Origin of the sequence: uncultured Streptococcus sp., assembly GCF_963521255.1 — a bacterium.
Classification (GTDB): domain Bacteria; phylum Bacillota; class Bacilli; order Lactobacillales; family Streptococcaceae; genus Streptococcus.
Window position 1 is genome coordinate 52,448 of the sequence record NZ_CAUQTU010000006.1, and the last position, 25,742, is coordinate 78,189.

General features: G+C 39.2%; 29 protein-coding genes and 1 pseudogene. 9 read left to right on the top strand and 21 right to left on the bottom strand.

Annotated elements, in window-relative coordinates:
• Nucleotides 1-6 precede the first annotated feature (6 nt).
• Genes aguA through RWP09_RS05650 form a run of 5 tightly spaced genes read right to left on the bottom strand, consistent with a single transcriptional unit; the run spans nt 7 to nt 5,793 of the window.
• A complete protein-coding gene (aguA, locus tag RWP09_RS05630) occupies nt 7-1,092 on the bottom strand; it encodes an agmatine deiminase (protein ID WP_314434940.1) in 1,086 nt (361 codons plus the stop codon).
• Entirely contained in the window at nt 1,089-2,216 is a 1,128-nt protein-coding gene (gene nspC, locus RWP09_RS05635; protein ID WP_314434944.1) for a carboxynorspermidine decarboxylase, read from the bottom strand. Before nspC ends, aguA begins: the two co-directional genes overlap by 4 nt.
• Nucleotides 2,216-3,475 (bottom strand): saccharopine dehydrogenase family protein, encoded by a 1,260-nt coding sequence (locus RWP09_RS05640; RefSeq protein ID WP_314434947.1) that lies wholly within the window; start codon nt 3,473-3,475, stop codon nt 2,216-2,218. Before RWP09_RS05640 ends, nspC begins: the two co-directional genes overlap by 1 nt.
• Nucleotides 3,472-4,332 (bottom strand): polyamine aminopropyltransferase, encoded by an 861-nt coding sequence (speE, locus tag RWP09_RS05645; protein ID WP_000366713.1) that lies wholly within the window; start codon nt 4,330-4,332, stop codon nt 3,472-3,474. The genes RWP09_RS05640 and speE overlap by 4 nt, the downstream gene beginning before the upstream one ends.
• Complete coding sequence (locus RWP09_RS05650; RefSeq protein ID WP_314434950.1) at nt 4,333-5,793, bottom strand: aminotransferase class I/II-fold pyridoxal phosphate-dependent enzyme; 1,461 nt, start codon at nt 5,791-5,793, stop codon at nt 4,333-4,335.
• Nucleotides 5,794-6,501: 708 nt separating this feature from the next.
• Between RWP09_RS05650 and RWP09_RS05655 the strand changes: the two genes are divergently transcribed.
• Entirely contained in the window at nt 6,502-7,197 is a 696-nt protein-coding gene (locus RWP09_RS05655) for a VIT family protein (protein ID WP_314434953.1), read from the top strand.
• A gap of 194 nt (nt 7,198-7,391) precedes the next feature.
• Here the strand turns inward: RWP09_RS05655 and RWP09_RS05660 are convergent, their stop codons facing one another.
• Together RWP09_RS05660 and RWP09_RS05665 are read right to left on the bottom strand one after the other, a co-directional pair.
• Complete coding sequence (locus tag RWP09_RS05660) at nt 7,392-9,380, bottom strand: ABC transporter permease (protein WP_314434955.1); 1,989 nt, start codon at nt 9,378-9,380, stop codon at nt 7,392-7,394.
• 1 nt (nt 9,381) lies between these two features.
• Nucleotides 9,382-10,140, bottom strand: coding sequence for an ABC transporter ATP-binding protein (locus RWP09_RS05665; RefSeq protein WP_000173358.1), 759 nt, complete (start codon nt 10,138-10,140; stop codon nt 9,382-9,384).
• A gap of 427 nt (nt 10,141-10,567) precedes the next feature.
• On the opposite strand from RWP09_RS05665, the gene RWP09_RS05670 reads away from it, so the two are divergent.
• Nucleotides 10,568-10,765: a hypothetical protein gene (locus tag RWP09_RS05670; protein WP_261053520.1), complete on the top strand. Its 198-nt coding sequence runs from the start codon at nt 10,568-10,570 to the stop codon at nt 10,763-10,765.
• Nucleotides 10,766-10,902: 137 nt separating this feature from the next.
• On the opposite strand, the gene RWP09_RS05675 is transcribed toward RWP09_RS05670, so the two are convergent.
• From RWP09_RS05675 to RWP09_RS05695, 5 genes and pseudogenes are all read right to left on the bottom strand, one after another.
• Nucleotides 10,903-11,175, bottom strand: coding sequence for a PspC domain-containing protein (locus RWP09_RS05675; protein ID WP_054392680.1), 273 nt, complete (start codon nt 11,173-11,175; stop codon nt 10,903-10,905).
• Between the two features lie 58 nt (nt 11,176-11,233).
• Complete coding sequence (locus RWP09_RS05680; RefSeq protein WP_261053517.1) at nt 11,234-11,683, bottom strand: SprT family protein; 450 nt, start codon at nt 11,681-11,683, stop codon at nt 11,234-11,236.
• Nucleotides 11,670-13,799: a Tex family protein gene (locus RWP09_RS05685; RefSeq protein ID WP_314434960.1), complete on the bottom strand. Its 2,130-nt coding sequence runs from the start codon at nt 13,797-13,799 to the stop codon at nt 11,670-11,672. The genes RWP09_RS05680 and RWP09_RS05685 overlap by 14 nt, the downstream gene beginning before the upstream one ends.
• Nucleotides 13,800-13,915: 116 nt before the next feature.
• A pseudogene (locus tag RWP09_RS05690) lies at nt 13,916-13,999 on the bottom strand (acetyl transferase); the annotation flags it as partial.
• Nucleotides 14,000-14,404: 405 nt separating this feature from the next.
• Nucleotides 14,405-14,785 carry a PBECR2 nuclease fold domain-containing protein gene (locus RWP09_RS05695; RefSeq protein ID WP_314434964.1) on the bottom strand — a complete coding sequence of 127 codons (381 nt, stop codon included), beginning with the start codon at nt 14,783-14,785 and terminating at the stop codon, nt 14,405-14,407.
• A gap of 165 nt (nt 14,786-14,950) precedes the next feature.
• Here RWP09_RS05695 and RWP09_RS05700 point away from each other — a divergent pair, with 165 nt between their 5' ends.
• Genes RWP09_RS05700 through RWP09_RS05710 form a run of 3 tightly spaced genes read left to right on the top strand, consistent with a single transcriptional unit; the run spans nt 14,951 to nt 16,800 of the window.
• Entirely contained in the window at nt 14,951-15,082 is a 132-nt protein-coding gene (locus RWP09_RS05700; RefSeq protein WP_000268685.1) for an SPJ_0845 family protein, read from the top strand.
• A complete protein-coding gene (locus tag RWP09_RS05705) occupies nt 15,083-15,988 on the top strand; it encodes a permease (protein ID WP_314435034.1) in 906 nt (301 codons plus the stop codon).
• Nucleotides 15,985-16,800 (top strand): TIGR03943 family putative permease subunit, encoded by an 816-nt coding sequence (locus RWP09_RS05710; RefSeq protein ID WP_314435037.1) that lies wholly within the window; start codon nt 15,985-15,987, stop codon nt 16,798-16,800. The genes RWP09_RS05705 and RWP09_RS05710 overlap by 4 nt, the downstream gene beginning before the upstream one ends.
• A 205-nt stretch (nt 16,801-17,005) precedes the next feature.
• On the opposite strand, the gene RWP09_RS05715 is transcribed toward RWP09_RS05710, so the two are convergent.
• The 9 genes from RWP09_RS05715 to RWP09_RS05755 all read right to left on the bottom strand — a co-directional run bounded on the left by RWP09_RS05715 (nt 17,006) and on the right by RWP09_RS05755 (nt 24,115).
• Entirely contained in the window at nt 17,006-17,419 is a 414-nt protein-coding gene (locus RWP09_RS05715) for a type II toxin-antitoxin system death-on-curing family toxin (protein WP_314435040.1), read from the bottom strand.
• Nucleotides 17,416-17,652, bottom strand: a complete 237-nt coding sequence (locus RWP09_RS05720) for an AbrB family transcriptional regulator (protein ID WP_000260603.1) — start codon at nt 17,650-17,652, stop codon at nt 17,416-17,418. Before RWP09_RS05720 ends, RWP09_RS05715 begins: the two co-directional genes overlap by 4 nt.
• 175 nt (nt 17,653-17,827) lie before the next feature.
• Complete coding sequence (locus RWP09_RS05725) at nt 17,828-18,544, bottom strand: alpha/beta hydrolase (protein ID WP_314435044.1); 717 nt, start codon at nt 18,542-18,544, stop codon at nt 17,828-17,830.
• A gap of 3 nt (nt 18,545-18,547) precedes the next feature.
• Nucleotides 18,548-18,859, bottom strand: coding sequence for a hypothetical protein (locus RWP09_RS05730; RefSeq protein ID WP_061424793.1), 312 nt, complete (start codon nt 18,857-18,859; stop codon nt 18,548-18,550).
• A gap of 119 nt (nt 18,860-18,978) precedes the next feature.
• Nucleotides 18,979-20,721: a glycoside hydrolase family 13 protein gene (locus RWP09_RS05735; RefSeq protein ID WP_314435051.1), complete on the bottom strand. Its 1,743-nt coding sequence runs from the start codon at nt 20,719-20,721 to the stop codon at nt 18,979-18,981.
• 173 nt (nt 20,722-20,894) lie between these two features.
• Entirely contained in the window at nt 20,895-21,386 is a 492-nt protein-coding gene (locus RWP09_RS05740) for a phosphoribosylanthranilate isomerase (protein WP_314435053.1), read from the bottom strand.
• Nucleotides 21,387-21,449: 63 nt separating this feature from the next.
• Nucleotides 21,450-22,331 (bottom strand): diacylglycerol kinase family lipid kinase, encoded by an 882-nt coding sequence (locus RWP09_RS05745; RefSeq protein WP_314435056.1) that lies wholly within the window; start codon nt 22,329-22,331, stop codon nt 21,450-21,452.
• Nucleotides 22,332-22,442: 111 nt separating this feature from the next.
• Complete coding sequence (locus RWP09_RS05750) at nt 22,443-23,297, bottom strand: ADP-ribosylglycohydrolase family protein (protein WP_033688824.1); 855 nt, start codon at nt 23,295-23,297, stop codon at nt 22,443-22,445.
• 11 nt (nt 23,298-23,308) lie between these two features.
• Nucleotides 23,309-24,115, bottom strand: a complete 807-nt coding sequence (locus RWP09_RS05755; protein WP_033688825.1) for an alpha/beta fold hydrolase — start codon at nt 24,113-24,115, stop codon at nt 23,309-23,311.
• Between the two features lie 323 nt (nt 24,116-24,438).
• Between RWP09_RS05755 and RWP09_RS05760 the strand changes: the two genes are divergently transcribed.
• From RWP09_RS05760 to RWP09_RS05775, 4 genes are read left to right on the top strand one after another with little or no spacing between them, the layout of a single operon-like run.
• Nucleotides 24,439-24,684, top strand: a complete 246-nt coding sequence (locus RWP09_RS05760; protein ID WP_001813542.1) for a hypothetical protein — start codon at nt 24,439-24,441, stop codon at nt 24,682-24,684.
• On the top strand, nt 24,681-25,016 hold the full coding sequence (locus tag RWP09_RS05765) for a hypothetical protein (RefSeq protein ID WP_000806926.1): 336 nt from the start codon (nt 24,681-24,683) through the stop codon (nt 25,014-25,016). Before RWP09_RS05760 ends, RWP09_RS05765 begins: the two co-directional genes overlap by 4 nt.
• A 12-nt stretch (nt 25,017-25,028) precedes the next feature.
• Nucleotides 25,029-25,397, top strand: coding sequence for a hypothetical protein (locus RWP09_RS05770; RefSeq protein WP_000567222.1), 369 nt, complete (start codon nt 25,029-25,031; stop codon nt 25,395-25,397).
• Nucleotides 25,384-25,683: a DUF5960 family protein gene (locus tag RWP09_RS05775; protein ID WP_001072467.1), complete on the top strand. Its 300-nt coding sequence runs from the start codon at nt 25,384-25,386 to the stop codon at nt 25,681-25,683. The genes RWP09_RS05770 and RWP09_RS05775 overlap by 14 nt, the downstream gene beginning before the upstream one ends.
• Nucleotides 25,684-25,742: the final 59 nt, after the last annotated feature.

The window sequence follows — 25,742 nt, forward strand, 5'->3', positions numbered from 1 at the left end:
TTTCTCCTATTCTGGAATTTGTTGGGTGATACAGTGGATATTGCCACCACCTAAAAGAATATCTCTGGCTGGTATTCCGACAACTTTACGGTCTGGGAAACACTTACTGAGGATATCTAAGGCCACTTGGTCGTTTTTATCCTGAAACTGAGGAACTAGGACAGCCTTGTTGGCAATATAGAAATTAACATAGGAAGCAGCAAGCCTTTCACCTGCGTATCGCTCTTCTTCTCCTTCTTCATAGATGTAGCCTGGCAAGTCCTCTTCTGTCACAACTTGTCGAACTACAGGGATAGGTAATTTATGAATAGTAAAGTGACGACCTTTTGCATCTGTTTCCTTTTCTAAAAGCGCTAAATCAGCTGTTGACATGGCATATTGAGGATCGCTTTTGTCGTCTGTCCAAGCCAAGACAAGCTCCGCAGGACCAACAAAGGCAGCAACATTGTCAACGTGTTCATTGGTTTCATCCTGATAAATACCATAGGGAAGCCAGATAACTTTTTCAGCGCCAAGGCACTCTAATAAGGTATTTTCGATTTCCTCTTTACTTAGATGAGGATTGCGACCAGGACTAAGCAAGCAACTTTCAGTCACGAGAATGGTTCCTTGGCCATCGCTATGGATCGCTCCGCCTTCTAGGACAAAAGGTTTGGCATCGTAAACAGGCATTTCCAAGGCCTCAGCAAAACGACTGACTACTTGGTCATCATCTTCATAATCTTGATAAAGACCGTCCACAACGCCACCCCAGGCATTAAAAGACCAATCGACTGCTAATTTTTCTCTTTTATCATTGACAAGAATAGTCGGACCTGTATCACGCGCCCAGGCATCATTGGTGGGAATGTCTAGATAAATAACGCTGTCTCCAAGATAAGATTGGGCTTCTGATAGATAGTCCCGCTCCACCAAGAGATAAACGGTTTCCCCTTCTGCTATGGTTTTGATAATCTGACTAAATGCTCTTTTAGCAGCTTTTCCTTGAAAAGGCCATGAACCTGGTCGAGTCGGCCAGATCATGAGAGTACCATGGTGTGGTTCGTACTCTGCTGGCATGCGATAGCCTAATTTTTTTGGACTGTCCATCATGATAATCTCCCTTTAAAATCTTGATAGCCGAAGGATTTGACTAAGCTACAGTCACCCTGCTCGTCCATGAGATAGAGACTTGGCAATCCAATACCATTAAAGGTATTATTTTTGACAAAAGAATAAATGGCCATGTCTTCGAAATAAAGTCTGTCTCCGATTTGGACTGGATTTTCAAAGCTATAATCACCGATCACATCGCCCGTCAGACAGGTATTGGAAGAAAGTCTGTAGGTATGGGCTTTTTCCTGTGCCTCAAAGCCATTTCTCAAAGGTGGACGATAGGGCATCTCAAGTACATCAGGCATATGGCAGGTAGCAGAGGCGTCTAAAACCAAGATTTCCATACCGTTTTCGACAATATCCAATACTTCAGTTGCTAGATAACCTGCGTTGAGCGCAATGGCTTCACCCGGCTCGATATAGACTTCAAGATTATAAGTTTCTCGGATACGCTTGACCTCAGAAATCAGCAAATCCACATCGTAACCTTCTCTTGTGATGTGGTGTCCGCCCCCCATATTGAGCCATTTGACTTGATGTAAGTAGGGACCAAACTGCGCTTCTACAGCTCTCAAAGTTGTCTCTAAATCATCCGATCCTTGCTCGCAAAGAGTATGAAAATGAAGGCCGTCTACCAATTCCAGCAAATCACTAGGAATCTTGTCTAGAGTAACTCCGAAACGGGATCCAGGTGCACAAGGATCATAGAGAGCGTGATCTCCTTGAGTTGAACACTGAGGGTTAAGTCGCAAACCAACAATGATACCAGCCTCCCTACAACGAGACCCATGCTTACGCAACTGTCTCTCTGAGTTAAAGACGATATGGTCCGTTATCTCCAACAATTCCTCCAAGTCTGCATCCTTGAAAGCAGGTGCAAAGACATGGACTTCACCAGGAAATTCTTCCCTAGCGAGCTTAGCTTCATAGAGACCACTTGCAGTTGTGCCAGATAGATACTGGCTAATCAAGGGATAGGTTTTATAAAGGGAATAGGCCTTCTGAGCAAGCAAAACCTTGCAACCAGCCTCTTCTTGTACATATTGTAGAATGCGGCAGTTGGCTTCTAATTTTGCCAAGTCAATGACATAGGCTGGTGTTGGTACTTGTTCTAGCTTCATTAGTCCACCATTTGTGGATTTTCAACCACAACCCAAGGCAAACCATATTGGTTCAGAGCTTCCATGAATGGATCTGGATCCAATTCTTCAAGGTTATACACTCCAGCTTGTTTCCAAGTGCCGTTTATAACCAATTTTGTCCCAATCATGGCTGGAACACCTGTTGTGTAAGAAATAGCCTGTGAACCAACTTCTGCGTAACATTCTTGGTGGTCGCAAACATTGTAGATATAGATGGTCTTTTCAACACCGTCTTTGACACCTGTAAAGATACAACCGATATTGGTTTTCCCAACAGTGCGAGGGCCAAGGCTTGCAGGGTCTGGAAGCAGGGCTTTTAAGAATTGAATCGGTACGATTTCTTGGCCGTTAAAGTTAATAGTATCCGTACGAAGGAGTCCGACATTTTCCAAGCATTTCATATGAGTTAGATAAGATTGACCAAAAGTCATAAAGAAACGAATGCGTTTAACGCCTGGAATATTTTTAGCTAGCGATTCAATTTCTTCATGGTGAAGGAGATACATGTCTTTTTGTCCGACCTGAGGGAAATCGTACTCGCGCTTGATAGACATAGCTTCGACTTCAACCCATTTTCCATCTTCCCAGTAAGAACCTGGCGCAGAAACCTCGCGTAGATTGATTTCTGGGTTGAAGTTGGTCGCAAATGGATAACCGTGATCACCACCATTACAGTCTAAAATGTCGATATAGTGGATTTCATCAAAATAGTGTTTGAGCGCATAAGCTGAGAAGACGCTGGTTACACCTGGGTCAAAGCCAGATCCAAGGAGAGCAGTCAAGCCTGCTTCTTTGAATTTCTCCTGATAAGCCCATTGCCATGAGTAGTCAAAGTAGGCTGTAAATCCAAGTTCCTTACAACGTTTCTCATAGATGGCACGCCACTCAGGGTCTTCTGTGTCTTCTGCTTCGTAGTTGGCTGTATCGATATAGTGAACACCTGTCGCCAAACAAGCGTCCATAATTGTTAAATCTTGATATGGTAAAGCTACGTTCAAAACAGCTTCTGGCTTGTAGCTTTCGATCAAGGCAATCACTTCTTTGACCTTGTCAGCATCAAGTGCAGCAGTTTCAATTTTTGTCGTAGTTTTACCTTCTAGCTTCGCTTTCAAGTCATCGCATTTTGACTTAGTACGGCTAGCAATCATAATCTCTGTAAAGGTTTCACTATCTTGACATATCTTTGAAATAGCAACTTGGGCAACGCCCCCACATCCAATAACTAGTAAACGACTCATTTTTTTCCTTCCTCTTCTTCTAAAATGTCCTCAACATACTTGGGCAACATAAAGGCTCCCACGTGTAAGTTTGCAGTGTAGTATTCTGTGAAAAGCTGGCGTTTTTTCCAGCCTTCCTTGTCAAAATCTTTGACAGGGTGGTATTTTTTCGATGCAAATCCAAACAACCAATAGCCAGCTGGGCTAGTTGGAATATGGGCCTGATAGACCCGACTGATTGGAAATGCTTGATTGACCTTGCGATGCATACTTCGGCAAGCCGACTCATCCTCATCAAAGAAGGGACTCCCATGCTGGTATATCATGATGCCGTCCTCTTTCAAGGCTCTGTAACTGTTGCCGTAAAATTCCTTGGTAAAGAGCCCTTCCGTATGTCCAAACGGATCTGTCGCATCGTTGATGATAATATCATAGTCATCTTCGCAGTTTCGCAAAAAGCGTAGCCCATTTTGGTAGTAAATGGTAACACGAGGATCGTCTAGCCCTGCGGCAAAATCTGGGAAATACTCACGACAGACTTCAACCAACATTTCATCAGGTTCTACAATATCGATTTGTTCCAGCTCAGGATAGAGTGTTAATACTTGGGCAACACCGCCGTCGCCACCCCCTATTACCAAAACTTTCTTGGGATTGGGATGCACAGCCATGGGAACATGAACGGTCATTTCATTGTAGACAAAATCATCCGCATCTGAGAACAATACGTGCCCATTTAAAATCAAAATCTTTCCAAAAGCTGGTGTATCCAAGACTTCGATATCCTGCCATTCACTTTTTCCAGCGTAGAGTTGCTTGGCTGTTCTCAGGGATAATTTGACATCTGGAGTATGAACTTCAGAAAACCATAAATCCATCTAGTTCTCCTTTCTCTTAATGACGTTGATGTGATTGACCTCAGGATCTTCCGTCCCTTGGAGGGAGCAACCACGTTCCTTGGCAAATTGGATATAGTCTACAATTTCACATGTAATGCGTTCACCAGGGGCCAAGATAGGAATCCCTGGTGGGTAACACATGACAAATTCCCCACAGACCTGTCCAACAGATTCGTCTAAAGACAAACTTCTTCTCTCTGAATAGAAGGCTTCCTGAGGAGATAACACCAACTCGGGTTGGATATATTCTCCAGCTATCAAGTCCTTCCCATCTCGTGAATAGAGTCTCTTGATATCAGCCAAAGCACCGACCAAGCGCTCGATGTCTTGGATACGGTCACCAATCGAAATATAAGCCAAGATATTACCAATATCACCAAACTCGATCTGAATGTCGTATTCATCGCGCAGGAGGTCATAAACTTCGATACCTGTTAAGCCAATACCCTGAGTGTAAACTGACAACTTGGTTACATCAAAATCACAAACGGAAACACTATCTATTAACTCTTTTGAGTAGGCATAGTAGCCACCTATGGCATTGATTTCACGACGAGCATACTCGGATAGCTCGATAACTTTCTCAAACGACTCTTTACCACGAAGGGCCAAGTTGCGACGCGAAATATCCAGACTAGCCATCAACAAATAAGAGGCGGATGTTGACTGGGTAAGATTGATAATCTGACGTACGTATTCAGGATTCATCTGCTCCCCGATTAAAAGAAGCGAGCTTTGTGTCAAACTCCCACCAGACTTATGCATGGAAACTGCTGCCATATCAGCTCCTGCATCCATAGCAGAAATTGGAAGTTTATCTGTAAAATGCAAATGCGCCCCGTGGGCTTCATCTACTAAAACCATCATGCCAGCTTCATGAGCCATTTCTGTCAACCCTTTTAGGTCTGAACAGATGCCGTAGTAAGTGGGATTGTTAATCAAAATGGCCTTGGCATCTGGATGGTCCTTTATGGCCTGTGCTACTCGGTCATTTTCAAGACCTAAAGCGATACCAATCTTAGGATCCACACTCATCTCGATATAGATGGGAATAGCACCACATAGAACCAGCGCATTGATAGCAGATTTATGGACATTTCGTGGAAGAATAATCTTATCTCCTGCCTTGCAGGTTGACAGAATCATAGTCTGCACCGATGAAGTTGTTCCCCCAATCATGAGAAAGGCATGGGCTGCTCCAAAAGCATCAGCTGCCAGCTCCTCTGCATCCCGAATAATCGAAATGGGGTGACCAAGATTATCCAAGGGTTTCATCGAATTGACATCAATGCCAACACATTTTTCACCTAGCAGTTCGACAAGTTCTGGATTTCCCCTTCCACGCTTGTGACCTGGAACATCAAAGGGAACAATCCTTTTCTTGCGCAACTTCACCAAGGCCTCATAAATTGGGGCTTGGTTTTGATCTAACTCTTTCAAGACATACTCCTTTCCATATTTTTAGGACCTTATGAAAACTAAGGAACTAAAGGTTGACTCATGAAAAAAGAGCAGGATTTCACCTGCTCTGCAATCTTCTGACGTTTTTATGTTTGTTTCTGTTGAGTATGTCTGTTCCCGATGTTTCCTAACTCTCTAGTAGCAAATATTACGTACTTTATTGATCGTTTCACAAGATGACGTGTGCTTTCACCACACTAAAAATTTATGAATTAGGACAAGTGTCCTAACATCAACTTATAAAAGTAGGCTTTTAACCCTATCAATAATGTGGTTTTTCAACCACGCTTCGGCATTCAACCCTGCCTGTCCGTAGGCATTTTTTACTCGGGTTTATATTTGCTAGAAAACATCATCTCATTTTCTAAGCTTTATTACTATATCATGTTTCCAAGAACTTGTAAAGCCTTTTACGAAAAAAAACATAAAAAAGTTCGTAAAATAGTTGGATTTTATTTGATTTAATACTAATTATTTTCTTGTAATCGATTATAAAGTGAACAAAATGATTATCCTATTTCATTTAAAATTTTTTATGTATTCTATACTCTTTACCTTTGGTGTTTGATCTATTAGAGAAGATGTCGACATTTTTATATCATTAAAATCGTGCAACTTTTTTCAGATACTTTTAAAAGATTGACTTCCTTATATTTTTCCTTTATACTGGATAAAAAGGAGAATAGTATGTCAGAAACAAATCACGAAATTGATTCAAATTTTGCAGGTCGTTTAAATATCCTGCGTGCTGGTGTTCTTGGTGCTAACGATGGGATTATTTCCATTGCTGGTGTTGTTATCGGGGTTGCCAGTGCTACAAGCAATATCTGGATAATCTTTTTATCTGGATTTGCAGCTATCTTAGCTGGTGCCTTTTCAATGGCTGGTGGAGAATATGTATCCGTTTCAACTCAAAAAGATACTGAGGAAGCAGCCGTTGCGCGTGAGCAAGTCTTGCTAGACCAAGATATGGAACTAGCCAAAAAGTCCCTCTATGCTGCTTATATCCAAAATGGAGAATGCGAAACCTCTGCCCAACTCTTGACAAATAAGGCCTTTCTTAAAAATCCACTCAAGGCTCTGGTAGAGGAAAAATATGGGATTGAGTATGAAGAATTTACCAATCCTTGGCACGCTGCCATTTCTAGCTTTGTTGCCTTTTTCCTTGGAAGTTTGCCTCCAATGTTGTCAGTGACCATTTTCCCAAGTGAATACCGTATCCCTGCTACTGTCCTGATTGTAGGTCTTTCTCTCTTGGTGACTGGCTATACTAGTGCCAAACTTGGAAAAGCCCCAACCAAAACAGCTATGATTCGGAACCTTGCTATTGGTCTCTTAACTATGGGAGTTACCTTTCTGCTAGGACAACTTTTCAGCATTTAATACTCTTCGAAAATCTCTTCAAACCACGTCAGCTTCGCCTTGCCGTATATATGGTTACTGACTTCGTCAGTTATATCTGCAACCTCAAAGCAGTGCTTTGAGCAACCTGCGGCTAGCTTCCTAGTTTGCTTTTTGATTTTCATTGAGTATAAAATACAAGAAATACCTCGATTTTGAAGTCGAGGTATCTTTTTTTACATTTGCACAATCTTGCGATAGCTTCTTGAAGTAATCATGAAAATCAGCACATAAGCGATAAGGAAGATAGCGCAGATAGACAAGGTCACAATCAACATCATATTCGTATCTATTACACCAATTACTTTTAAAATCAGACTAAGCATATGGTAGGCAAAGGCGAGATGTATGAAGGCAAAAAGCAAAGGAAGGAAGAAAACAGTTAAAACTTGTTTGTTAATGGTTTGCTTGATTTGCTTTTGATCTAAACCAACTTTCTGCAAGATAATAAAGCGTTCACGGTCTTCGTAGCCTTCAGAAATTTGTTTGTAGTAGATGACCAGAACGGTTCCGACCATAAAGATAATGGATAGGAAAATACCGATAAAGAAGACACCACCAAAGAGGGCACTCATCTGAGCACTAGCATCTGCTAGAGTGCTACCATACACATAGTTACCTTCAGTGTTTAATTGAGCATTAAACTGATCGAGGTAGTTTTCATATTCTTCAGCGACCTTGAGTTGTTCTTCTTCACTGGCATTTACATTCATACCACCGTAAAACTGATTATAGATATCCGAATCTGGGAATTGGTCCAAAAAGGCTTGTAAATTAGGTACAACAAGGTAATTGTAATCAGCAGTCAAAATATTAAACTGATTTGGAACATGGTTGACAATGAAATCTTTAGTAAATTCTTCTTTTACAGAAAATTGATGATCATTTAGAGTTAGAGCTTTCTGTTCTTTCAGTCCGTCATTTTTGGCAAAAAGACCGACCTCATTTCCTGATAGAGAAAGTTTTTGACCAGTCATATTTTCATAATCTTTTTGGTCAAATACCATAAAAACTGTTTTGACTTGGACACGGTTTTGTCCTTTTTCAAATATGGTTAACTTGCTACCTTCTTGGTTTGCAACACCAAAGTAAGCGTAACGAAGAACTTCTTTTTCTTTGATATTATAACCTTTGTCACTTGCAAACTGGCTCAAGAGTTTGTCCAAATCTTCTTTTTCAACATTTTGTCCAGTAATCCCAAAATCATGCGGATTTAGAACTTTTTTAAAGCTTTCTGAGGCATTGAAAATACTAGTAGCTGCTGACATGGTTACCAAAACCATTGTTGACAAAATTGCGATAGTTGCTAGTCCAACCGCATTTTTCTTCATACGGAAAATCAAGTTGGACACTGAGATAAGGTTATTTGGTTGGTAATAGTATTTCTTATTTTTCTTTAAGATTTGAAGGAAAACGGTAATCCCTGCATTAAACAATAGATAAGTACCAAAGATAACCAGCAAAACAGCTAGGAAAAAAGTTATTAGAGCTGTAAGGGGATCTTTTACAGTAACCGCAAGATAATATCCACCACCTAAACTAATCGCACCAAGAATAGTTTGGAGAGATAGGAAACGACCTTTTTTCTCACCGCTAGCTTTCTCACGTGAGAGCTGGAGGGCATTCATACGGGAGATTCGAAGAGCATTCAGGAACATGAGACCTAGGAAAATCAAACCGAAGACAAGAAGTACTGTAATGACAACTTTCATCTGGAAGGTAGCGACTAGTTCTACCTTTAATTTCATCAGTTTGAGTAGGAAAGCGAAAATCAACTTATCAAACAAAGCTCCAATACCGATACCTGCTCCAACAGTTAGAATCCCAAATAGCACTAACTCCTTAAATGTCATACTGATCAGGTGACGTTTCTCCAATCCCAACATACCATAAATCCCCAGTTCCTTGGAACGGTTCTTCATGACAAAACTATTGGCATAAAGGACAATAATAGCTGACGCAAGTGTGACGACAAACATACCAAATCCAAGTGTTGTTTGGATGGTTTCTCCTCCACGAATTTCTGCAATCTTGGGATTGAAGGTCAGGGAGTAAAAGAGATAGGTGACGGTGACTGCCAAGAGAACAGCCAGCGCAAAAGGATAGTAGAGTTTGCGGTTTTTAATCAAGTTCGATACCGCTAACTTATTGGTTAATCGAAACATATTAATTCACCTCGCTTGCCATAACAGTCAAGGTATCAGAGATCTCTTGGAACATCTGACGCTCTGTCTTCTCTCCACGGTAGATTTGGTTGTAAAGAATGCCGTCTTTGATAAAGAGTACACGTTTAGCTCTGCTAGCTGCTGCTGTTGAGTGGGTTACCATAAGAATGGTTTGGCCACGCTCATTGATTTCATCAAAGACATCAAGTAAGGCTGCAGATGACTTGGAATCAAGGGCTCCTGTTGGCTCATCCGCAAGGAGAATTTCAGGTTCTGTGATGATGGCACGAGCTACTGCTACACGCTGTTTCTGCCCTCCTGAAATCTCGTAAGGGTACTTCTCTTGTAATTGGTTGATTCCCAGATTCTCAGCTGTTACCACCAATTTCTTCATCATCTCCGTAATAGGTCTTCTTGACAATACAAGTGGAAGCAAGATATTATCCTTAACAGACAGAGTATCTAGCAAGTTAAAATCTTGGAAGACGAAGCCCAACTTTTCACGACGGAAGCTAGAAGCCTGTGAATTTTTAATGGTTGCTGTGTCTGTTCCATTCAGGTAAACCTGACCACGACTTGGTTTATCCAGCATAGCTAGGATATTGAGAAGAGTTGATTTACCAGAACCAGACTCACCCATGATGGCAACGTAGTCACCTTTTTCCACGGTAAAGTGAATATCCTTAAGGGCTTCTACTTGGTTGCCCTGAAAACGAGTTTTATAAATTTTTTGAACGTGTTTTACATCTAAAAGTGTCATGAGAATCTCCTTTCTTAATATCCCATCAAATGAAATGTTGCTTGCATCATAGCGCATCCCAGCTGAACGCGCTCGATATCTTTGTGGCTTGGTTTTCTTGTTTTCTTCTGTAAGGTTTGTTTCATGATGTTACTCCTTTGTTCTTTATGAGTCTAGTTTACATCAAAAAAAGACCGCTTGCCATAACCTAACCTTACAAAAGAGACTTTAATCTTACATTTTTGTAAGATTGGGGGAAATGTAGGCAAAATTACTTAGAAAATGATTTGATTTCCTATTTTTAAAATTGTAAAATATAAGTGTGAAAAAGCTTACTTTGAAAAGGGGGAATTGAAAACTATCACTCTGGTAAGCTTATCTTGATAAAACCCCATTCAATTTAACGCTTACAAGCCGTTCTACCTATAAGGAAAGAAGGTGCGCCTTAATGAAACACAAAGAACATATACTCATCGGACTTCTCTATCTACTCTCTCCATTCATCGGTCAGCTCTTAGTTGAACACACACATTTTATCGGTACAGAATTTACAGGTACTACTTATGTTATTTGCTGGTTATCAGTTGTTATCAGCATCCACCATTTTTCAAAAAATGTATTGTCTCAGCAAGAAAAATCAGATTAGAAACATGAGTTCAAAAACATGCTTTTAGTTTGTAGATAAAGTTGGAAAAATATTATTAAAAGTAAAAAAGCTTTAAATCAAGCAGTTTAGACTATTGATTTAAAGCTTTTTGCTTATTCCAAATCTTCTGTAGAACCTCACCAAAACCATCCATCATTTTCGTCAATAGCTTGGGCTTCTTTGCGTTTACGTGGGCCTGTTCCGTACATTTCTGCTTCGATTTCTTCCTTGGTAGGCATGATAGAGGCTAGTATAATATAGATAATCACGCCGAGTCCAAAGTTTGCGACTGTAAAAATAGCAAATAGAAAACGAACAAGGGTAACATCAAAGTTCCACTTGTCTGACAGACCTGCTAGAACTCCTGAAATCATGCGATTTCGTCTCATTTTATAAAATTTACTGTTCATGGTATTTCCTCTTTCTGCTAGGTTAGTCATAGTATATCACGGGTAGGCTCGGCTTTCATCAGTCCTCAGGCTGATTTATCAGTAGCAACTTGCCTAGACAAATTCCACAGCGATAGCGTTTGGTATCAATCCTACGCTTACGCTGATACCTTTGCTGGCAGGATTGACAACGATAAAGCTTGATTGGCTTGGAGTTGCTATTTGGCAAGGTTGGCACAAAGCGTAATCCATCCACTGCTTTCAAAAGTTCCTTAAAATCCCGATCCTTGTGTTGATAGCCCTTCCCTTGAAAATAGAGGTGATAATGACAGAGTTCATGTCGGACAATTTTCCTAAAAACATCCAGACCCAGTTCCTGATAAACCTTGGGATTAAAATCCAAATGCCCATCTTTTGGGAAAAATCGCCCACCTGTCGAACGTAGACGCCTATTCCACTGGACATGATGGATAAAAGGTCTGTCGAAGTCTTCTAGTGAAACCTGCTTGACGTAATCAGTCAGTTTCATTTGGAGCCAGAAGCGACAGATTGACTTTTTCACGTTCAGTATCAATTTTCTTAACCCAAACGGTCACCAAATCTCCAACTGACACCACTTGACTAGGGTGTTTGATAAACTTGCGACTCATGTGGGAAATATGAATCAAGCCGTCCTCGTGAATCCCTATGTCAACAAAGGCACCGAAATCAACGACATTACGCACCACACCTTCTAGCTTCTGGCCTACCACTAAGTCTTTGATGTCTAGGACATCTTGGCGAAGCACAGGTGCATCAAAGGAATCACGAAAATCTCGACCTGGTTTGAGAAGATCTGCAATGATATCTTTAAGAGTTTCTGGACCAAGGTCTAGCTCTTGCGCCATTTCCTTGACTGAAAGGGACTTGAGTTTATTTTGTGCTTCTTCGTTTAGGTCTTTAATATCTAAGCGTTTGAAGAGCTCCTTAACAGCAGCATAGTTCTCTGGATGAACTCCTGTATTATCAAGGATGTTGCTACTTTCAGGAATACGAAGGAAACCAGCAGCCTGTTCAAATGCTTTGGCTCCCAGACGAGGAACTTTCTTAATTTGAGCGCGCGAAGTGATTTTTCCTTCTTCCTCACGGTATTTGACGATATTTTCAGAAATGGTTTTATTGAGTCCAGCGACATGGGAAAGAAGAGCTGGGCTGGCTGTATTGACATTGACACCGACTTGGTTCACCACAGTATCCACGACAAAATCCAGACTTTCAGACAGTTTCTTCTGGCTGACATCATGCTGGTACTGGCCGACACCGATTGACTTAGGATCTATTTTGACCAATTCAGCAAGGGGATCTTGCAAACGACGGGCGATAGATATAGCAGAGCGTTTTTCAACGGTCAAGTCTGGAAACTCCTGACGAGCAAGTTCACTGGCAGAATAGACAGAAGCACCACTTTCATTGACGATGACGTAACTAACCTCAGGAAAATCTTTCAGAACTTCCGCCACAAAGGCCTCACTTTCACGACTAGCAGTACCATTTCCGATGGCAATAATCTCTACACCGTATTGACCAATCAAGTCTGCCAAATCTTTCTTGGCTTCTTCGATTTGACGAGCTGATGCTGGTTTGACAGGATAAATGACCTGAGTTGTCAGCATTTTCCCTGTTGCATCCACGACAGCTAGCTTGGCACCTGTACGAAAGGCTGGGTCAAATCCAAGAACCACGCGCCCTTTCAGTGGAGCAACCAAAAGGAGATTGCGTAGGTTGTCAGAAAAGAGTTGGATAGCTCCTTCTTCTGCCTTTTCAGTTAATTCTGTCCGAATTCGTCGTTCGATAGCAGGCAAGACCTTTTTCTTAACAGATTGCTGAACAACTTCATCAATATAGGCATTTTTGACCTTGAAACGAGCAGCAAAGAAGGCAAGAATACGGTCCGTTGCATGTTCAAAACCGACTTTCAAGACACCTAGCTTCTCTCCACGATTGAGGGCCAAGGTACGATAACCCTGCATATTTCCAACTGTCTCAGAAAAATCATAGTAAATCTGAAACACCTGCTTTTCATCAAGACTTTCATCCTTGACTTGCGAAGTGAGTTTAGAGTGTCTCAGTACCTCCTGATAAGTCATGGAACGCAAGGTCACATCTTCCGATAAGGCTTCAACCAAGATATCAACTGCACCAGCCAAGGCCTCCTTACCAGTCACAAATCTTTCACAGACAAACTTTTCAGCCTCTTGTTCTAAGTCAGCTACATTCTGCAAAATCAGGCGAGCAAGTGGAAAGAGCCCTGCTTCACGGGCAATGGTTGCCTTGGTTCGACGTTTTTCCTTATATGGAAGATAAAGCTCTTCTACGTCTGCTAATTTTTCGGCAGCTAAGATAGCTTCTTCCAACTCCTTGGTCAACTTGCCTTGTTCTTGAATCTTAGCCAAAACAGCTTCCTTACGGTCGTTGAGGTTGGTCAGACTTTTATCCAAGTCAATAATGGCCTTAATCGCTACCTCATCCAGACTACCAGTCATGTCCTTGCGGTAACGCGCGATAAAGGGAATAGTCGCCCCTTCAGCTGTCAAACTTAGAACGGTATCAATTTGCTTTAACGTCACTCCCAAATCTTGGGAGATTTTTTCATATTTTTTATCCATGAATCTATTATACCACAAGCTAAACGTTTCAAATTAGCTCTTACAGTATTTAAAAACAATATGTGGAGAATAAATTTGCTTCATCTCAATATTCTATGGTGAAAATAACGTATTATTTATATAGCATTGCCGCCTTTTTTTAACCAAGCCATGATATCAAAAGTATTTAATGGATCAGACATAATAGCCAGTTCTGGGACCCGTATAGTTGAGAAGGTTGCAATTTAATTCTAATAGTTTACAAAAGGATCAGTTAGTAATTTCACTGTTTTTATTTTTGACAAAATGCCATTTTTGACAATAATGAGCCACGATTCTTCCTCCCTATTCTTCAAGAAAACCTTTTTTGAACAATAGGATTGAAATTTTTTGTTTCTAATCGTTTAAAATGCGTGTTTTTGAGAAATAAAAAAATCGCAAGCCTAAGCCTGCGGTGGGGATAATCTTTTTTGAAATTTTTAAACAAAAAAAGGAGCATTTAAGCTCCCTCCTTTGAAATAACGGACACTTGGCTGGTCGGTGTACCCAGCATCTCAGATACCTTTTTCAAGGTGCGGCAGGAACCTTTCTGCCCTCAAATGTCTTTCGTTAATATTATTCTAGCACTATCTACTTTTTTTGTCAAGCTTTCTCAATCTACCAGACTTGATACGACTTTGTAACTTGAAATCTTGTAAGCGATACATGGTCGGAACATAAAAGAAATCGCCACTTTTATGTAACTTGATGGCAACAAGAACATTATTATCAAATCTTTTTACATATTCAAAACTAGCATCTTTCTCTCGTGGATTGACCCCAACGAAATCTGGGTCCCTTAGTATGAGTTCCAGGTCTTCAATATGATGAATCACATCATTGTGATGGCGTTTTATCATATGGCTTCTCAAACCGTCTTTGTTGACCTTTATGTCACTCGCTTCAAGAACAATATCAAAAAATTTTTTTACTTCATCGGTAACCTGACCGATTTTTTCGTGTTCCATCATTTCCTCCGTTATTATTCCACAACTATTATATCACAATCATGGTGTATATTAGGATATATCAAGCTATATTATCTATTAGCTACTCAATTTGAAATTTTAACTTTTTCCTTTTCCTCAAAATAATAGTATAATAGAGGTAGAATTTAGAATCGAGGTACACCTATGGCTGTAAAATTTACAAAACGAGACGACTTGGACAAGATGTTTGAAGAGTTTGCGAAACTCCCTGATTTGAAACAAGTCACTTTCCCTGATGACAAAGAGAAGAAAGCCAAAGCAGAAAAGAAAAACTAGATGACTGCTTTCCAACAACTCCCATCTAGTGTGCTTCAGACTGGAGCTATTTTCCTCTCCATTATCATTGAAGCCCTCCCTTTCGTGCTGATAGGAAGTATTGTCTCAGGGGTGATTGAGGTTTATATCACACCTGACAAGGTTTATCATTTTCTCCCTCGAAATCGTTGGGGGAGAATCTTTTTTGGCACCTTCGTTGGGATGCTTTTCCCTTCTTGTGAATGTGGAATTGTCCCTATTATCAATCGTTTTCTGGAAAAGAAGGTCCCCAGTTACACAGCCGTTCCCTTTCTTGTGACAGCACCTGTTATCAATCCCATTGTTCTCTTTGCGACTTATTCTGCCTTTGGCAACTCCTTCCATGTCGCTCTGTTACGAGCTCTAGGTTCCATTCTTGTAGCTATGATACTTGGGATTTTTCTAGGATTTTTCTGGCAAGAACCGATTCAAAAAGAAAATCGGTTGGCCTGTCATGAACATGATTTTTCTCACTTGAGGCCTGCAAAGAAAGTTTTTCAGGTCTTTGTGCAAGCCATTGATGAATTTTTTGATATGGGGCGTTATTTGGTATTTGGCTGTCTCTTTGCCTCTGTCATACAGGTCTATGTTCCGACACGGATTCTGACCTCTATCAGCGCAACCCCTCTTTTTGCCATCCTGCTCTTGATGATTTTAGCCTTTCTTCTTTCTCTCTGTAGTGAGGCTGATGCTTTTATCGGAGCTTCTCTTCTCTCGAGTTTCGGCTTAGCACCAGTTCTGGCCTTTCTGGTAATTGGCCCAATGCTGGATATCAAAAATATTCTCATGATGAAAAATTACTTGAAAGCACGATTTATCAGTCACTTCATTACGATTGTGACTCTTGTCGTCTTAGTATATTCTCTCTTGATTGGAGTCATCCTATGATTCGATTTTTAGTTTTAGCTGGCTATTTTGAACTGACCATTTATCTCCATTTGTCGGGCAAATTAAACCAGTACATCAACATGCACTATTCCTATCTGGCCTATATTTCCATGGTGCTTTCCTTTGCTTTGGCAATTGTTCAATTGTATATCTGGATGAAGCAAGTCAAAACCCACAGTCATCTGAACAGTCGATTAGCCAAGGTAACGAGTATTGCTCTTCTGGCTATTCCGATTGTCGTTGGTTTAACTTTTCCAACTGTTAGCTTGGATTCTCAGACTGTTTCTGCTAAAGGTTATCATTTTCCGCTATCAGAAGGAACAGATCAAGCCATTCAGGCAAGTGAAGGGACGACAAGCCAATATTTGAAACCAGATACCAGTTCTTATTTTTCAAAATCAGCCTATGAAAAGGAGATGCGATCGGCGGCGGATAAATACTTGTCCCAAGATAGTATTCACATCACGAATGAAAACTATATGGAAGTCATGGAAGCCATCTACGACTATCCAGATGAATTTGAGGGCAAGACAGTCCAGTTCACAGGCTTTGTCTATAACGACCCCAGTCATGCCAATAGCCAATTTCTGTTCCGCTTCGGCATTATCCATTGTATCGCGGATTCTGGTGTCTATGGATTGCTAACTAAGGGAAATACCCGTCAGTATGAGGACAACACTTGGATTACAGCAAAAGGAAAACTGGTCAATCACTATCATAAAGAACTCAAACAAAACCTCCCAACCTTAGAAATCGAAAGCTTTACCAAAGTCGATAAACCAGAAAATCCCTACGTGTATCGCGTGTTTTAAAAAGCAAACTAAATCCATTAAAAACAAAACGAACAAGTTCTCTTCTGATTACAGAAAAAGAGCCTGTTCGTTTTTTGTTTATATGAGATGTAGGAAGACGCCAAAAATTCTCACTCATCAATAAAAAGAGACAATATTCGTTTCTGCATTACAGATTTCTAATATTGTCTCTTTATTTATACTTACAAAAATTGAATAGTTGAGCTTAATTTTTTCCAATAATTCTAAACGAATGTTCAGAGACCCATTTGGCGTGAGTGGTTAAGCTTTCATCTGTTAAAGCTTCTACTGCGATGGTTACACACATTTTTACTGCTTCTTCTACCGTTACAGAAAAACGATAGCCGTTTAATTGTAAAAATTTGACCAAAACGAAGAAAGCAGTTCTTTTATTAGCATTAGCAAAAACATGTTTCTTTATCAATTGGACAAATAGTATCGTTGCTTTATCAAAAATTGTTGGATAAAGAGGCTTCCCAAAGACAAATTGTTCTGGTAAATTAACAATCATGTTTAAAGCCGAAGGACTAACTGTTTGAATTTTTTCATTTGGAGAATACCGTTGAATTGCTAAAGCATTTATTTTTTCAATTTGCTTTTCTGTTAGATAGATTGTCATTTTTCCACCAAAGCTTTGAAAACATCGTCGTATTCGTCAAATATTTTATCTAAATTTAGGTCAAAGGCATCATCAGATACATAAGAAACCTGCTGATCCAATTCTTCAGGAGTAAAGATAATCTCACCACTTGGTAACAATTTAGCTTCGTATTTAACACCACTTGGAATATTAAATTCACTTGGAATCGTAATGGTGATTGAATTTCCTTGTTTTCTTGTTTTTACGACCATCTGATTTCCTCCTTTGAAGTATTATAACAAATAATTACCGTAATTACAATGGCAGAATAATTAGATATCGTAACAATATCTATCAGAGTAAATAAATATTATGTTTCTGAAAAGTTATTAATGCCACTATTTTAAAAGACTTCGAAGCTTTTGCAATTCAAGCAATACAAGTAGCTCATTGAGAATATGCGAGCCACTCATTAATCAGACTAGCGATTTCTCTAGGTGCTTCAGTATAAATCTCATGGCCAAAGTTCTCTGGAAAAATAGTATCAAAATAGTCTGCCAATTCTTTTAAGGCTTCCTCTCTCCATGTAGCTTCATTAGGATAGCGAGGAATGATAAACAAGGTATCTCCCACTTCTCTCTTAAAAGCTTGTATTTTCCTCCGTAGGCGGAGTATCGCTTCTATATTTTCATATTTTATAGCTAACTCATATCTATTATACTCCGCATTCCAGTGATAGGACTGCCTTACGGCTTTCTCCATATTTTCTGACCAATGCTTTGCTTCAGATTTTTCTTTAGAAATAAGAACATCTAAGTCTGAAACAATTTGAGATTTGATATAGTTTTTAGTTTCCTCTAACTCTGTATCTAAAGGTAAAATCTTATCTAAATCTAGATAGCCACCATCCAAAAGAATCAGTTTTGTCACTTCTTGAAATTCCGATGCGAGATAACGAGCCAAGTCTCCTCCAAGAGAATGACCTATCAGACAAATAGATTCTTCCTCTTCTATCGATTTTTTAAACCATAATTTCAATTCTGTTTCATCTCGAAGATGCTTTTCATATGGATTCAGAAAACAGACCTGCGAATCTAGTTCTTGAAGAAAATCCTTGCTATGATAGACATTGCTTCCCAAACCGCCAATAAAATATTTTTTCATTCTCTACTTAATACTGTGCTTATTCATCTTTTGTTCAAAGATAGTCGTGATAATCTGACGTAATTCTTCGCGTTCTTTTTCTGGAATTTCACCACTTGTTTGAGCTGCAGCGTAGAGTTCAGGATATTCAATTGAAATGCGTTTAATCGTACGTGTTGTAGCATGTTTTCTGACGAAAAATGGGATTCGCTTAATCAAGTCTTGTGGTACAAGCGCAAGAATTTTCTCAGCAGTTTCCTTGTCACTAATCTTAGACGTCGTAAGCCCCTTCTTAATCATTTCCTGTTCTTTTTCTGTAAAATCTTTTAATTCCATTCGATTAGTCCTCCTATTTTCTCTAAGTTAGATTATATATCATTTGTAGCAAGACGACAAATAGTCTGTTTGTAAAATGCTCTCTATACTACAATTTTCCTGTCACTCTTAATTGCTCTTTAATGAAAAATCACAAATCCTTTTGGAGAGATGACAAGCTGATTCTCTAATTCTTGGCAATTGCTTGCTAGTGCTACTGTTTCCTTCTCTAAAAGATAATCTTCTTTGGACTGGTTAAAGATAGCTTTAAGAATTTGTCCATCGCATTTCCATTCCAATGCTACTACATCTTGTTTAATTTCTTGGAGACTATACTTGCCATGCTGAATGGTTGCTGACGCATGTTTGCGAATCTTAATCAGCCTCTTCATGAAATTCAACATATTATTGTCACTTGATACACGTTCCCAAGGCATACAACGTCGACAATCTGGGTCCGGTCCTCCGGTTAAAGCTAACTCGGTTCCGTAATAAATGCACGATGTTCCCTTTTGTAAAAAGAGAAAGGCTAGGGCTGATTTAACCAGTTGCACATCCTCATTGGCCGTCCACAAGATTCTCTCTGTATCATGCGAATCTAGAAGATTAAACATAACCTCTGAAATCTGTTGCTTGTAATACATAGATTGGCCATTGATTTCATCGATGAACTGGTCTGTCTTCTTAACACCTCGTAAGAAATACTCTTTGATGCTATCAGATAACGGATAATTCATGACCGCATGGAACTCATCTCCATTTAGCCAAGGCTGAGCCGTATGCCAGACTTCTCCTAAAATATAAATATCAGGCTTTTTAGCTAAAACTGCCTTTCGAAAATCCTTCCAGAATTGATGGTCAATCTCATTTGCCACATCCAAACGCCAAGCATCGATATCAAACTCTTCAATCCAATAAGTCGCAACCTTTAAAAGATAGTCCTTGACCTCTGGATTGGCCGTATTTAGCTTAGGCATATAGTCCTCGAAACCAAAAGCATGATAGGGTAAGTCTCTCTTATTGGCTAGCTTTTCAGTTGTCACTGGGAATTGTTGAATATGGAACCAATCTTTATAAGCAGATTGCTCACCATGTTCGACAACATCTTGCCATTGAGGAGATTGCGAACCAATATGATTAAATACAGCATCCAGCATGATTTTCATACCTCGCTGATGCGCTTGCTCGACCAGTTCCCGAAAAGTCTCCTTGTCTCCAAAATGACGGTCAATTTCAAAGTAATCTGTCATATTGTACTTATGATTGCTCGTAGATTCAAAGATAGGACAAAGATAAAGTCCAGTAATGCCCAAGTCTTGCAAGTAATCCAGATGGTCAATAATCCCCTGTAAATCACCACCAAAGAAATCATCACTCTTAGGTGTGATAGATGATTCCCAGTCTAAAGTCCCTTCTGGGTTTAATCGAGCATTTCCATTGGCAAATCTCTCAGGAAATATCTGATACCATACCGTATCTGAAAGCCAGTCAGGAACCTTGCTGGCATCAATCTCATGAAGATAAGGCAACTTAAATCCATTCCCAATAGCATGAAGATTTTCTAGAGAATTTTCCACACAACCTTTATCACCATACAAAATACTTTGACCTTCTGTATCCGTGACTTCAAAGAGATACTGGATACGTGCAAAGTCAACGGACACTTCAACCTGCCAATAGTCAAATAAGGCATCAGAAGTTATCTTGGCCATTTCTTTTGTATCCTGATAAAACTCCTCCATAAAGATAAAAGGGTCCCCATAATGCAAGATAATGCTTTCAATATCCTCTTTCTTAGTTCGAATCCGAATATGAAGTTTCTTATCCTTATAAAGATAGGCATACTCCGACTCAGGTCTATGGTAAATGGCTGTTAATTCCATCAATTTGTCTCCTTGAATTCCAATTTAAATTTTACGCAAACGTTTTCATAATTGTGATTCTAGTATACTACTTTCGTATTTTATTTTCAAGGCTTGTCCATAGATTCTAGTGGTTTGGTTCTATAAATAAAAAAGCAGCCAGTCTTACAACTTGCTACTTTTCAAATGATAATTTACAAATATCTTTGCAACCACTCTATTTTTTTAAAATCCTTATTGTTATTGTGATCATTTCGATAGGAATCTTGGGAAGAAGCCTTGTAAATACTTAAAAACTGTTCCAAACTTGGAACGCGAAAAGTGATGTTTTCGAGATGAATCAGCTCTATATCCGATTCCGAAACTCCTGCAAAATCAGGTAAAGAATCGATACTTCCGAATTCAACACTCAGACCATCTTTTTGGAATTCATGCTCATGAATATCTATTAAGGCGTAGCCTAAGTCTTTCATCACTTTCATTATCTTGTCCCACTCATAAATTCTGAGATGATCAGGTGCTTCCCAACCTCTAGGATCACCAGGCACATGAATGTCAATGTCAGACGGCCCCCATTCTTCATTTGATCGGTATTCAAACCCCAAAGACCCCATGAGCGTCGGAGTGATTCCGACTTGGTTTAAATGAGAACAAATTATTCGAAATTCATCAAATAGAGAATTCATTCCTCCTCCAATCGTTGATATAGAACTTAATTTCGTTGTGAATAATAAACTAATTTTTACCTTCTACTCTTTCGGTTTCGAAAATACTTCTACTCGCTGAGCCAGGACTTTGATTTCTACAGGTAGGTTATCCGATTTATCGCCGTCAACATCTGACTCCAATTCACTATCAGAAGAAATTTTAATATTACGAGCTTTGATATACTCGATATTATCATTTGCGACAACATCCCCTTTTAGTAAATCAGGAATGACGGATAATTTGGAGAATATAGAAGCATCTTTCAGAATCAAAATATTGGCATAGCCATCTTTGTTTTCTTCAAAGATTTTTTTATCAGCGAAGTAATTTGTCAAGAGAACCAACACATGGCTAGCTTCACCAACATAATTTCCATTTTCTGTTTCAACCTTAATATTAAAGACTTGATCCGTCATGACAGACTTCATGGTATTTACAGCATAGGCCAAAATACCAAATTTTGTCTTGTCCTCAATTTCAACATTGTGAATCGCTTCTGGCAGAGAACCGATACTAAAGATATAACCAAAATAATTGTCATTCGCTTTTCCGATATCAATCTTATTGGTTAAGTTGAAATCCAGTTCATCAATCGCGCCATCGATGTCTTGATTGATTTCCAACAGTTTTGTAATGAGGTTACCCGTCCCACCAGGGATAATCCCTAACTTAGGAATGTAGTCTCTCTCAGCAATACCCGAAATGACTTCATTGACAGTCCCGTCTCCACCGAAAACAACCACTGCATCAAACTGCTCACGAGAAGCTTCCTCAGCAAAATGTGTTGCATCCAAAGCTTTTTCGGTAATTTTGGTTTCTACGTGCTCAAAATATTCTTTTGCTTTATTTTCCAGCTTTTCTTTGTAATCCAAAGCCTTCTCGCCACCAGAAGTAGGGTTGATAATTACCATTGCTTTTTTCATTAATATTCTCCTCAATATTCGTTAGAAATCTTTATATTTCATTATATGAAACTAAATGTAACCCTATTATACAATGAAAACTCAGAAAAAAGAAATATGACGTACTGGAGATTAATACGCTTTTATTCTATTTTCCCATCGCATAACTACATCCTTTAAGTGTTCATCCAAGTAAGAATAGGCCTTTTCCTTTATCCAATCAGTAATACCATAAGCTGCCTCGGCTATGCTACCAGTGATTGCAGCGAGAGTATCACTGTCGCCACCAAGTGAGATGGCGTTTCTTATCGCATCTTCGAAGTCTCTACTCTCAAGAAAGGCGATAATAGCTTGAGGGACAGTTTCTTGACATGTTTCGTTAAAACGATAGTTAGGGCGGATTTCATCTAAAGTTTGAGATAGATTGTAGCCGTATGTCTTCTCTATATAATCCTTAATCCGTCTTTTACATTCTGTATGATTGTCATTAATTGCTTGCTCGTATTCTCTACAATAACCACCAAAGTAAAAACGACACAGAAAGATAGCATCAGCTGTAGCCATAGCACCTTTAATACCTTCTGGATGATTATGAGTTACCTCTGCAGAAATACTCGCAAGTCCTCTAGATGATGGCCACATACCAGTTCTCGCATAAAAACCACAGTCCGTGACCCAAGCACATGGAGAAACACGCATAGCTGATCCATTCCCAAAGCTATTGTAAGGATCACGGTTATCGCTATTTAGCCATGCATTAAACCGAGCACCATAATCAGCATTCGGATACATTCTGCCATATTTCTTCATGGCGTCAATGAAGTCGTCTTTTTGTCCACCATTCATAATTGCTTCTGCAACAGCACAGGTCATAACCGTGTCATCTGTAAAAAAGCAGTCCTTCCGAAATAAAGGAAAGTCTTTTATTTTGATATTGTTCCATTCGTAAACTGAACCTACAAAATCTCCAATAATTGCTCCTAGCATGGTATTCCCCCTTATGGCATATCTGATTCGTTACACATTTCTAATGAGTCACTCTTTAAAAATGGCGCTACCAAATCAATCCACTCATAAGGCAGGTAAGCTGATAAATAGCCGTGATTATAGCCCTTTGCTTCATACAAAATTGTATTTGAATGTAGCTGATGAAATAATTTCGCTGATTCTTTCACACAGTTCAATTCTTTTTCACCATAGATATACAGAACCTGAGCCTTGCTAGCAGAAATCATATCTTTCAGCTTGTAACATCCCATATAGTTTTTGTAAATGGTCACCAATGTTTTGACAGGGGTTCTTGGCAAATCCTCCAAATAATAAGCTTTTATTTCCTCTGGATAAGCCAGTTTAGGATAGAGTTTGTTCATCATGCTTAACTGAAGTTTGCAAGAGAATTTATTGAACATCAATTTACCAAATAGAGACACTAGAAAGATGCTGATTTTAGCTAACCTTGGTTGAGGAATACAGAGGCTTCCATCTATGATGGCCTTCTCAGCAATTTCACTGTCTAAAGACAAAAGCTCCATGGCAATTTGACCACCAAGTGAAACACCACCGATTGCAAACAATTTCCCACCATAGTTTGCTTTGATATAGTCTAGAATCTCCAAAGCAGAATCTTCAGTAGAAACATAATCAAGTTGATATTCCTCGCCGTGGCCATTCAAAGTGGGTAGAATAATACGATATTCTTCTGACAAGATTCGTGCTTGACGAAGATAATTCCACCAAGAACTTCCACCACCATGTATCAGTAAAATAGGAGGCAAATTCTTATCACCAAATTCATGGAATTTCATGTTTAAACTCCTTACTGTAGAACTTTCACTAGCTACACCCATGTTTAATCAGCTCGTACAAGCAGTGATACCGCCTCAACATGTGCTGAGAGCTTTCTTCTATACTAATAGACGAAAGGGTGTGAAAATGATTTTTAAATGATACTGTGGAACGGAACAGTAGCCCTAGTATTGACTACTGTCGTTTCTATTCATATTGGCTATTCTAGGACTGAGATGAAAAAATCTATAAATGCTCAGAATAAAATTGAACCCGCAAATCTCCCCAAAACAATGGTGAGTCATGTACTTGTATTATTCCGAAAAAATACACCTCTGGTGCAGTGAGACAAATTGGTGTATCTTATAGTGGCTTCGTAGATGAAAGCTATACTCTACTATCACTCTTTGATGATGTAGAACAAATTGAAAAAGATAATAGACTTCAGACAGCTATTGATGTTGTCAGAGAACAGTTTGGTTTTTTAGCCATACAAAAAGGAACCGTCCTAACTGAAGGTTCCAGAAATATTGAACGCAGTAAACTTATCGGTGGTCATTCCGCGGGTGGATTGGAGGGATTAAAATGAAACAAGAAAAAAATACAGTACAATTTTCAGAAATCCGTAGCAAAGGATGTAATGATATTGAAATGCTTGAAAGATTTTTACATGGAATCGTTGAAACAGCAACTTCAAAACTTCGTCAGAGAAAACTCAAAACAACTGAAATATCGATACGACTAGTACATGCTAAATCTGAAAACCGATTACCATTGGAATTTACATTTAGCATTAAGCCAACAAGCTCATCTGTGATAATCTATACTGAGGTAATCAATCGCTTTAAAGAATGTTACACAGGTGGGGGAATTCAAGGTTTTACGATTCAATTTGATAAAAATACCCTTGCCTCTGCATAGAAAGGATTTGATATGATTGACCGTTCATATTTACCATTTCAATCAGCAAGAGAGTACCAGGATACAAAGATGCAAAAATGGATGGGCTTTTTCCTATCTGAACATGCATCAGCACTCTCTGATGATACAAACAAAGTAACGTACATGTCTGACTTATCACTAGAGAAGAAATTATTACTCCTCAGTCAAGTATACGCCGGGCAGCTACGCACACGCATTCAAGTGATTGAAAAAAACAAGCGTGTTTCCTACACTGGAACAATACCAAGTCTGACCAAAGATTTCATTTTGATAAAAACTACAACAGGTCACATCAATTTGAAATTAAAAGACATTATTAGTATTGAACTTGTCGAGGAGGTGCTCTATGAATCAGCTTGAGTTTCAGCGTAATCACCTACAAATGGACTATTATAGCGAGAGCTACCAAGATTTTGAACGTGACTTCTACCGCTACTCTAACATGAATATTCCATTGACCTTCCTAACTGATGATATCCTAAAAACAATGGCGACTTCACGTAAGAATTACTTTGTCCTCAATAAGGAAAAGTCCAGAGATAACCGCGATCACTTCTTCATATTTGAAGTAAGTACCGTAGATGAGAATCCGCTAATCTATCATTATACATATAAGAAAACTACAATATATTTAGCAGAAAAATAGGAGCAGTTCAATTGACTGTTCCTATTTTTAATATTCATAAAATCTAAAGTCTTTATACT